This window comes from Labilibaculum filiforme (assembly GCF_002843315.1).
GTDB classification, from domain to species: Bacteria; Bacteroidota; Bacteroidia; order Bacteroidales; family Marinifilaceae; genus Labilibaculum; species Labilibaculum filiforme.
The window spans coordinates 70,484-82,645 of record NZ_MVDD01000007.1 but is presented as its reverse complement, the minus strand read 5'-3'; the positions used below and the strand labels follow the sequence as shown (position 1 = coordinate 82,645).

At 37.1% G+C, this 12,162-nt stretch carries 1 protein-coding gene; it reads left to right on the top strand.

Annotated elements, in window-relative coordinates; genetic code table 11:
• Positions 1-210: 210 nt before the first annotated feature.
• Positions 211-12,162: a tandem-95 repeat protein gene (locus BZG02_RS11140; protein ID WP_101261513.1), complete on the top strand. Its 11,952-nt coding sequence runs from the start codon at positions 211-213 to the stop codon at positions 12,160-12,162.

Below are 12,162 nucleotides of genomic sequence, written 5' to 3'. Positions count from 1 at the left end.
TTTCCACACTTTTTATTTCTGCTAAATTAATACCAATAGGTATTTTTCTTTTACCAAACCCCTCAAATTTCTTGTTAATATTCTGAAAGTCAAAAACAAGATTTTTTCCTCAAAAAAAGTTATATTTGTTAGATTATTATCTTAAAAAAGGTTAAATTAATGTTTTGAGTAGATTTTAAGAAACGATAAACTAAAAATACCTATTAACATATGAGGAATTTTCTACTAAAAAATTTGAAATTGCTAAAGAGAAAAGTGTCTGCTTTTTCTTTGATTTTCTTTTTATTAATCCCTTTGGGGGGATTTAGCCAAACGGCCGATTTTTCAATTGCATTGTCCAGTCAATGTGGTAATGGAACAGCAACATTTACGGATACTTCAGGTCCGGAACCAGTCACGCAATGGTCTTGGGATTTTGGTAATTCTAATTCTTTGGTAACAACCGATCCTGCTTTAGGGCAGAATCCTTCAGCAATTTTTCCTACCCCAGGAGCGTATACCGTGAGTTTATCGGTGAATGGTGGGCTGGCTGTTAGTAAAGAAATAATAATTCATCCTAATCCTGAACCTGATTTTTCACCTTCAACAACTGCTGGTTGCGAACCCTTAGATATTGTATTAAGCGCAACGGCAAATAATGTGGATGTAGAATCTTATACCATTGATGGAAAAATTGTTGGAGGAGTGAATGGGGGAAATATTGTAGATTATCAATGGGATTTTCAAGGAAAATTACCTGGTATTGATGATACAGAACCAGTATTAAGCTTGTCTGGTATTGGTGCCAATGACTATGGGGCACTGTTAATTGTAACCGACGAATTTGGTTGTAAGGGAACAAAATTTCAGCCTTCTGTTTTTCAGGTTCACCCAATACCTACGGCTGATTTTAATTTTACAAAAGATAATTCATGCGGACTTGGAGACGTTACCTTCGATGGCTTGGCAACAATTGCTTCGGGTCAGATTAGCGAATATCAATGGGATGTTGATAACGATGGAAGTATTGAAGCAATTTCGGAGAGTTATACGCATAGTTTCGCAACAGCCGGAATTTTCGACGTAGCATTAAGCTTAAAATCGGATCAGGGCTGTTTATCAAATAAAGTGATTAAACAGGTTCAATTTAACGATGGAAATACCACCGATTTTTCTTTTTCGGGGAATTGTGCCGGTCAGATGGTCACTTTTACCGATGAATCTTCAGCGACTGCTATTGCTTGGTCTTGGGATTTTAATGGCGATAATATAGAGGATTCTAATGCTCAAAATCCGACTACAACTTTCTCTAGTGCAGGAGATAAAACAGTAACACTTACAGCAACTCATAATGATGCTTGTGTAATGGTGCTAAGTAAAATAGTTGCAATATCAAGTGCAAGTGCTGCTTTTACTTACGATTTAAGTGCTGCTTGTGCTCCTTCCTATAAGGTTCTATTTACAAATACTTCTTCGGCAAGCACAGGAACAATTACTAGTTATTCTTGGGATTTTGATGGCGATAATGTGGAAGATAGTAATCTTGCAAATCCTAATTTTGAATTCAACGCATCGGGTACGCATCCCGTAAAACTTACCGTGGTTTCTAGCGAAGCTTGCGAGTCAACTTTTACCAAAGAGGTTATCATCAATGAAAAATCTGTAGATTTTTCGATTATTTCACCAGCAATGGGTTGTGAAGGTTTAAGTGTTGATTTTGAAGCTGTCTATTCTGATGCTGCAAATGATGCTGTACTATCGTGGAATTGGACATTTGAAGGGCTTGAGGAATCATCAATTTCTAATCCCTCACACACTTTTGCGTCAAGGGGAGAATATGATGTAAAGCTTAGGATCGAAACAAGTAATGGATGTATTTTAACTGAAAGTAAACCGGATGCGGTTCAGGTGGGGAAAAAACCAATTATTACCAATGTTACTGATCCTCCAAGTGATTGTGCGAATGATGCAGTTTCTTTTACAGCTACTTTTACAGGTTTGGCGGATAGTTTGTTTTGGGATTTTTCGAATGGTGGAAACAAAACATCGGCATTTACCGATGGAAATTCGCCTCAAACAATATCGCATACTTTTACAGAGGATAGTGATTCTCATTCATTAATAGTAACCGCTTTCGATAATGGTTGTGCTTCCGATGCAATAACGGTTTCTAATATTGAAATTAAACAACCAGTTGCCAGGTTTACTGCATCTAAAACAGTAGTTTGTGCTGTTCCCGAGACTCTTACCTTTACCAATTTGAGTAGTTCGGATGCTGTGGGAACAAGCTATGAATGGGATTTTAACGGGGATAATATTGTTGATTCTACCGATGAAAATCCGTCTTTTACATATACAGTAGCAGGTGATTATACGGTTACACTTACTGTCTATAATCCAGATACGGGATGTACTGACGAAAGAAGTCAAAAGATATTTGTAACTACATCATCGCCCAATTTTGTTACAGATAAAACGCTTGCTTGTCACCCAGCAAATATCAGCTTTACGAATCAAATTATAGCTAACTCATCTGCTAATTTTAGTATCGATAAAGTAGAATGGGATTTCGATAATAATGGAAGTATCGATTCGGATGAGGAGAATCCTGATTATACGTATGCATCTCCTGATTCTTATGGCATTCGAATGACTGTAACAGAAGAAAATGGTTGTGTGTATCCCGTTTTGAAGGATGGCTTGGTAAGCATTAATGGCCCTGTTGCATCCTTCACTAAATTGCCTCTTGAGGCATGTTTAAACGATGAAATAGCATTTACAAATACTACTACAAAATTTAGCGCCGATCCTGCCAATCCAGACAATTATTCTTATTCATGGAATTTTGGGGATGGGGCTTCATCAAATCTTAAAAATCCAACACATACATATGTAAGTAAAGATGTTTTTGAGGTTAGTCTTTTGGTAAGCGATGATCTTGGTTGTTCAAATACTTTTACGGAAAGTAATTCAGTTATTGTGCCCAATTTAGTTGCTGGTTTTACTACAAGCAAAGAGATTTACTGTTTGGGTGCGACGGTAGAATTTACCAATACAGCAAATACTACCAATGGTACTGCAAGCATAACCAATTACGAGTGGGATTTAGATGGAAATGGTTCTTATGAAATAAGTACTGTTTCAGATGCTAATCAATCATTGCTTTTTTCCGTTGCCGGAACATTTACCGTGAAACAGAAAATTACCAGTTCTCTTGGTTGTACCGATGAGTTTAGCAAAGAAATAACTATTGTTGATGGCGATGGAAGCTTTACTCCAGATGCAATCAATTTAGGTTGTGCGCCTGCAAGCACAACATTTAGAGCTAACGATGGTGTTGATGTTGTAGAATCTTATGCATGGGATTTTGGAGATGGTGGAATATCAGAAAAACGGGACCCAATGCATTTTTATGTGAATCCGGGATCTTACAATGTTACTTTAACAGTTGTATTAACTGGTGGATGTACAAAAACAAGCACTCAAACTGTTTTTGTTGCGGGTCCGGTTGGCGATTTTTCATACAACAACATAACAGGTTGTGCTAATCCTAATCATGAAGTAACGTTTACTGCTTCGAATATGCAAGATGTAACTTCTTTGGTTTGGGATTTTGGAAATGGAATTACGAGAAGTGAAACGCTATCAACTGGAGTTGACGAAAAATCAACCATTTACAATTACATGGAAAAAGGCACAAAACTTCCAATTTTAATTCTGACTGATGATGGAACCTGTGGTGCTTATTCATACATACGTGAAGATTTAGGAAGAATAAATACCAGCACTCCACCAACGGTTGATTTTAGTAAGTCATCTGGTGATAATATTTGCGAAAATGTGGAATTTCAATTTTCAGATCTTTCTGTATTGACCGATGATCGGTATCAAATAGTAAGCTGGTCATGGGATTTTGATGAGGATGGCGTGGAGGATTCAAATGCAAAAAATCCTAGCTTTACTTATACAGCCGCAGGAACATACGATGTTAGTTTAACGGTTACAACTAATTTTGGATGTACAGCAAGTCTTACAAAACCTGCTTTCATAACAGTTGTTTCTCCCGATAATTTAACCGATTTAGCCATTACCATAACAGAACCTGGGACTGTGAATAGCAAATTTTGTTCTTTTGACAATGTTACTTTTAATGGTTCAGCTACCACTTCGAATGGAGATAATTCTATTTCGGGTTGGGTATGGGATTTTGGAGATGGAAATGATGCTTCTGTTCAAAATGCACCTCACTCGTACAGTGCTGTTGATGAGGGCTTAACTAGAACAGTAACACTTACGGTTACTGATAATAGTCAATGTGTTCAATCCATTACAAAAGAAGTGAGTATTTATAAAGTTGATGCTGATTTTTCGATTACAAGTTCACCAGTGTTAAGAGGAAATAATATTGCTTTCGCAGATTTATCAACAAGTAAAATAAATGTAGCTTCCGATGGAATAATTGATGATTGGGCATGGACTTTTGAAGAAGGAACACCCACATCTTCAGCCGCTCAAAATCCAAGTATTATATACAATACAATTGGAAGCAATTACAATGTTGGCTTAACGGTTACCAATTATGAAGGCTGTACCGACAATGCTAGTAAAACGGTAAGTGTACTCAATAATCCTCCTATTGTGAGTGATTTCGGTGTTTCAGGGAATGAGGATACGGATATTGCCATTACTCAAATAGATTTTGATTCCAATTTTGATACTTCATTAGATCCTAGCCAAACAATTGTTAAAGTTAAAATTATTAGCCTTCCAGCAAATGGAGATCTTTATATAGGAACTACAAAAATCTCGACAATAGGAACGGAACTGACTTATGCACAATTGGCAAACTTAAAGTTTGTTCCCGATGAGAATTGGAATGGCAACACAAGTTTTATCTACAATGCTTCTGATGGTTATGCTTACGCGAATGTAAATGAGAGTATTACAATAACAGTTAATCAGATTCAGGATGTGCCTGTAGTGAGTGACATTGTTCTTAGTACCAATAAAGATGTGAATACAACTTTTGATGTTGCGACCTTCGAGGATAAATTTTCGGATGTTGACTTGGTAGGGAATACAAATCCAGATTTTCAAAAAATAAAGATTACAGAGATTCCTGATCCTTTAACAGGGGTTTTAAAATTGAATGACTTACCTGTTCTTTTAAATCAAGAGATTGAAAAGGAAAACTTAGCTAACTTGGTTTTTGAACCATTCTTAGGATTTGTTGGAACGAGCAGTTTTAGTTGGAATGGATCTGATGATGCTGATTATGCAAGTAATGTTGCTTTGATAAATATTGAATATTTTAATACAAAACCACAACTTACAAGTGTCGATCTTGGAGATCAAAAGGAGGATGAATTAGTGACTTTTCCGATGTCCTTTTTTCTCGATTACCATTCAGATATTGATGTGAATGATGATCCGTTTACGAGTTTGAAAATTACTTCATTGCCTTCTAGTGCTGCTGGTGTATTTAAGTTGAATGGAACTGCACCTGCCAATTTGGTAGTTGGTATGGAAATTCCTTATGAAGCGCTTTTAGAGCTTGAGTTTACACCTGCTGCTGGTTTTAATGGAACCATAGAGTTGGGATGGGATACTTTTGATGGAACAGAGTATTCCGAAGCACCAGCAACAATTAGCTTCACTTATGTGAATACTCCTCCAACAGTTTCTGATTTTGCTAAAATGGCAGTTGATGAGGATACGCAGGTTGATTTTACCGCTTCCAATTTCACAGATAACTTTACAGATGTAGATGTACATGATGTACTAACTAGAATTAAAATTAAATCACTTCCAGCAAATGGAACTTTAAAATTAAATGGTGTTGTTGTTACCGACGAACAGAACATTTCTCTTGCTGATTTGGATGATTTAAAATATTTTCCAAATCCAGATTTTAATGGAACAGATAGTTTTACATGGAAAGGAAACGATGGAACCATTAATTCTTCCAATACGGCAAGCGTTAACCTAACAATTAAGCCTGTTCAGGACAAACCAACCGTTGGTAACATTAGTAAATTGGCTATTGAAGATGATCCGGTGAGCATTACGGCGCAAGATTTTATCGATGAATTCTCAGATGTTGATGCTCTTTACGGAAATCCGAATAGTACTTTGGTGGAAATAATAATTACATCTCTTCCTGCTAATGGAACGTTAGAATTAAATGGAGTTGCAGTTGCCGAAAACGATGTGATTCTGCTTGCTGATATTGATACTGGTTCAGGTTTGGTTTTTGTTCCAAATCTAGGATACGAAGGAGATTCTTCATTCGATTGGAACGCATCCGACGGATTAGAATATGCGACTACCGATGCTACTGTTACTATTAAGCACACAAACACACCTCCAGTAGTTGCCAGTCACGATTTTGGAACAAAACTGGAAGATGTTGTTTTCACCCTTACTCGGAATGATTTCATGACTTACTATTCGGATGAGGATGCAACAGATGCACAATTTAAACATGTGAAAATTATCAGTTTACCTTCATCTACAATTGGTTCTTTTACAATTGATATATCAGGAACCGATGAAGTTCTTACAACAGGGATTTATTCTTATTCTAACTTATTAGCTGGTTTAAAGTTTACTCCTAATTCAGGAGCAAATGGAATTGTTGAGTTGGTATGGAATGCCGAAGATGGAACAGAGTATGGTGCAGATGATGCTACTTTTAGTTTCACCTATATTAATTCAATTCCAACAGTAGCAGATTTTGCAAAAACGGCTGTTGATGAAGATAATAACGTGATTTTTGCCACTACAGATTTTTCTACAGAACCAACAGTCTTTACTGATGTTGATGTTCATGATGATCTGGATAAAATCCAAATCAAATCGCTTCCTACTAACGGAAGTTTGGAATTGGATGGTGTTGCCGTTACAAATGATCAGATTATTGATGTGGCAGATTTAGGCAAATTGGTTTACATTCCAAATCCAGATTTTAATGGGACAGACAGTTTTACGTGGATAGGAAATGATGGAACTGATTATTCAACCAGTATAGCTACCGTTTCCCTAACTGTTAATGCTGTAAATGATCCGCCAGCAGCTCAAAATGATTCATTCAATACAGATGAAGATGTTCAGTTAAGTGGTGATTTGAAAGCCGACAACGGAAATGGTTTGGATGCTGACATTGATAGTAATCCAGCAGACTTTATTTATACAGTTTTTAATGGAGGCACTGCAGCTGCGAATGGAACTATTTTATTAAATGCTGATGGAACATTTACTTACGATCCAAATCCTGACTTTGTGGGTACTGTGTCTTTTACCTATCAGGTTTGCGACGATGCAAGTGCTCCTTTGGTTCAGGAATGTGTTACTGCAACTGTAAGTATTACTGTTGATCCTGTTCAGGACAAACCAACACTTGGCAATATTAGTAAATATGCTCCAGAAGATAATCCTGTGACTATTTCAGCACAAGATTTTATCGATGAATTTTCAGATGTTGATGCTCTTTATGGAAATCCGAACAGTACTTTGGTAGAAATAAAAATCACATCCCTTCCTGCTAACGGAACATTAGAATTAAATGGAGTTGCCGTAATTCTTAATCAGGTAATTCTGCTTGCTGATATTGATACTGGTTCAGGTTTAGTTTTTGTTCCCAATGATGGTTACGAAGGAGACTCTTCATTCGATTGGAATGCATCCGATGGATTAGAATATGCGACTACCGATGCTACTGTTACTATTAAGCACACCAACACACCTCCAGTAGTTACCAGTCACGATTTTGGAACGAAACTGGAAGATGTTGTTTTCACCCTTACGCGTAATAATTTCGAGACTTATTATTCCGATGCCGATGCAACAGATTCACAATTTAAACATGTGAAAATTGTGAGTTTACCTTCATCAGACCTTGGTGTATTTACAATTGATATATCCGGGACAGATGAAGTTCTAACTCCAGGAATTTATTCCTATTCCAATTTATTAGCTGGTTTAAAGTTTACGCCTAAATCAGGAGCAAATGGAACGGTTAATTTGGTATGGAATGGCGAAGATGGAACCGAGTATGGTGCAGATGATGCTACTTTTAGTTTCACCTATATTAATTCAATTCCAACAGTAGCAGATTTTGCAAAAACGGCTGTTGATGAAGATAGCAACGTGATTTTTGCTACTACAGATTTTTCTACAGAACCAACAGTCTTTAGCGATGTTGATGTTCATGATGATCTGGATAAAATCCAAATTAAATCGCTTCCAAATAATGGAAGTTTGGAATTGGATGGTGTTGCCGTTACAAATGATCAGATTATTGATGCGGCAGATTTAGGCAAATTGGTTTACATTCCAAATCCAGATTTTAATGGAACAGACAGTTTTACGTGGAAAGGAAATGATGGAACGGATTATTCAAGCAGTACAGCTACGGTTTCTCTATTTGTTAATGCTGTAAATGATCCGCCAGTAGCTCAAAATGATTCATTCAATACAGATGAAGATGCTCAGTTAAGTGGTGATTTGAAAGCCGACAACGGAAATGGTTTGGATGCTGACATTGATAGTAATCCAGCAGACTTTATTTATACAGTTTTTAATGGAGGCACTGCAGCTGCGAATGGAACTATTTTATTAAATGCTGATGGAACATTTACTTACGATCCAAATCCTGACTTTGTGGGTACTGTGTCTTTTACCTATCAGGTTTGCGACGATGCAAGTGCTCCTTTGGTTCAGGAATGTGTTACTGCAACTGTAAGTATTACTGTTGATCCTGTTCAGGACAAACCAACACTTGGCAATATTAGTAAATATGCTCCGGAAGATAATTCTGTCACTATTTCAGCACAAGATTTTAAAGATCAATTTTCAGATGTTGATGCTCTTTATGGAAATGCGAACAGTACTTTGGTGAAAATAAAAATTACATCTCTTCCTGATCCAATAATTGGTTTCTTGTATTTGAATGGTGTTCCTGTAACTCTTAATCAAGAGATACTTGTTGATGATATTGATGCCGGTTTAGGTTTAGTTTTTATTCCTAATCCAGGTCATGAAGAAGAAGCATCTTTCAATTGGAACGCATCCGACGGAATAGATTATGCGCTTACCGATGCTACTGTTAACATTAAGCACACAAACACACCTCCAGTAGTTGTTAGTCACGATTTTGGAACGAAACTGGAAGATGTCGTTTTTACCCTTACGCGTAACGATTTCGAGACTTATTATTCCGATGCCGATGCAACAGATACACAATTTCAACATGTGAAAATTATCAGTTTGCCTTTATCAGAACTTGGTGTATTTACAATTGATATCTCTGGAACCGATGAAGTTCTTACTCTAGGAATTTATTCCTATTCCAACTTATTGGCTGGTTTGAAGTTTACTCCTAAGCCGGGAGCAAATGGAACTGTTAATTTGGAGTGGAATGGCGAAGATGGAACGGAGTATGGTGCAGATAATGCTACTTTTAGTTTCACCTATATTAATTCAATTCCGACAGTAGCAGATTTTTCAAAACCGGCTGTTGATGAAGATAGTAACGTGATTTTTACAGCAACAGATTTTTCTACAGAGCCAACAGTTTTTAGCGATGTGGATATTTACGATGATCTGGATGAAATTCAAATAAAATCACTTCCTTTTAATGGAACTTTAGAATTGGATGGTGTTGCCGTTACCGATGAGCAAATTATTTCTGTGGCTGATTTAGGAAAATTGGTTTACATTCCAAATCCAAATTTTGATGGAACAGATAGTTTTACGTGGAAAGGAAATGATGGAACTGATTATTCAAGCAGTACATCTACAGTTTCTCTATTTGTTAATGCTGTAAACGATCCTCCAGTAGCGCAAGACGATTCATTCAATACAGATGAAGATGTTCAGTTGAGTGGTAATTTGAAAGCAAACAACGGAAATGGTTTGGATACTGATGTTGATAGTGATCCGGATGACTTTATTTATACAATTACAGATGGAGGAACCGCATCTACGAATGGAACAATTTTAGTAAATGCGGATGGAACATTTACTTACGAACCAAATCCTGACTTTTTTGGTGTTGTGTCGTTCACTTATCAAGTTTGCGACGATGCAAGTACACCTTTAGTTCAGGAATGCGTTACGGCAACAGTAACTATTACCGTTGATCCGATAAATGATACTCCTTTGGCTGTTGATGATGATTTATGGTTGAAAGAAGATGCTTCGATTAGTGGAAATGTATTCGATAATGATGAGAAATTGGTAGATACACCAGTGGTAATTGTTTCCAATACCGATCCAGCAAATGGAACTTTGGTGCTGAATGCCGACGGAACATTTACATACACACCAAATTCAGGTTACTTTGGCGATGATTCTTTCACCTATACTTTGCGCGATGCAGATGGTGAGGAATCGACTGCAACAGTAAGTGTCGTTGTTGATCCTTTAGATTACGAACCAATTGCCAATGACGATTTCGATACCATCAACGAAGATGAAACGAGCAGTGGAGATTTACTTTCAAATGATGAGGATTTAATTAATCCACCAGTTGTTGTCATCTCCAATACCAATCCGGCAAACGGAACCGTAGTTGTAAATGCTGATGGAACTTACATTTATACTCCGAATCCAGATTTTAATGGAATAGATACATTTACCTATACCATTGAAGATGCTGATGGCGATCAGGATACTGCTACAGTAAGTATCACTGTTAATCCGGTAAACGATACTCCAATTGCAGTGAATGATACCAATACGGTTGATGAGGATACTCCAGTAAGTGCTAATGTATTAGATAATGACACAAATTTGGGTGATGGACCAGTTACAGTAGTTTCGAATACCGATCCGGCCAACGGAACCGTAGTTGTAAATGCCGATGGAACTTATACTTACACTCCAGATGAAGGCTTTTTTGGAACGGATACTTTTGAGTATACTCTCGAAGATGCTGATGGCGAGCAATCTACCGCAACAATTACCATTACAGTAAATTCTGTGAATGATGTTCCACTTGGCGTTGATGATGTGAATTCAACCGATGAGAATACTGTTGTAACAGGTAATGTATTAACAAACGATTCGGATGTTGATGGAGATCTGTTGACGGTAGTTGAAATCAATGGAGAAACAGCTTTAGTTGGAACCAATATTCAGTTGTCTGGAGGCGGAATTCTAAGATTGAATGCTGATGGTACTTACGAGTTCGATCCAAATGGGATGTATGAATATTTGAATACGGATGAGGAAGCCTACGAAAGCTTTACTTACGTTTTGAATGATGGTACAGAAAATGGCAACGAAGTAAGCGTAGTAATTACCATTGTAGGTGTAAATGACGCTCCAATAGCAGATGATGATCAAATTGATGCACTAGATAATGAAGAGGTTCGTATCGATGTTTTAGATGGTGATTTTGATGCTGATGGAGATGATTTAATCGTAAGCATTGTAACCGATCCTATTTATGGAGATGTGATTGTGAATGAGGACGGAAGTATTTCTTACATCGCAAATTTAGGTGCTTATTGCGAGACAGATCAAATCACTTATCAAATTTGTGATCCGGAAGGATTATGCGATCAGGCAACGGTTACCATCGAAATTGGAATATCAGATCAGGATGAAGATAGTATTCCTGATGCCATTGAAACCTTAACGGCAGATACAGATTCCGATTCTACTCCCGATTATTTGGATTTGGATAGCGACAATGATGGAATCTCGGATGAAGATGAGGCTCAAATTTCTGATTCATGTACTAATCTTCCGATAGATACAGATGCCGACGGAATACCTGATTACAGAGATACCGATAGCGATAACGACGGATTCACAGATAAAGAAGAGGGTGATGATGATTGTGATAATGATGGAATCGCAGATTACATCGATGCTTACGATGATTGTGCCGAGTATGTATTTATTCCAGAAGGGTTCTCGCCAAATGGCGATGGTATTAATGATTTCTTCGTAATTAAAGGAATTAAAGATTTTCCAAATAGTGTTTTGATGATTTTTAACCGTTGGGGTGCGAAAATTTATAGTACCAAAGGGTATCAGAATAATTGGGACGGTAGAGCTGATAATAGTTTAACTGTTGGATCTGAAATTATTCCGGAAGGAACCTATTACTATGTGATTGATCTTGGAGATGGATCAAAAGCCCTGAAAGGATTCATTTACATCAACTACTAA

Excerpts from the sequence above, each read along its gene's own strand:
- BZG02_RS11140 (WP_101261513.1), top strand. The coding sequence starts at position 211 with ATGAGGAATTTTCTACTAAAAAATTTGAAATTGCTAAAGAGAAAAGTG.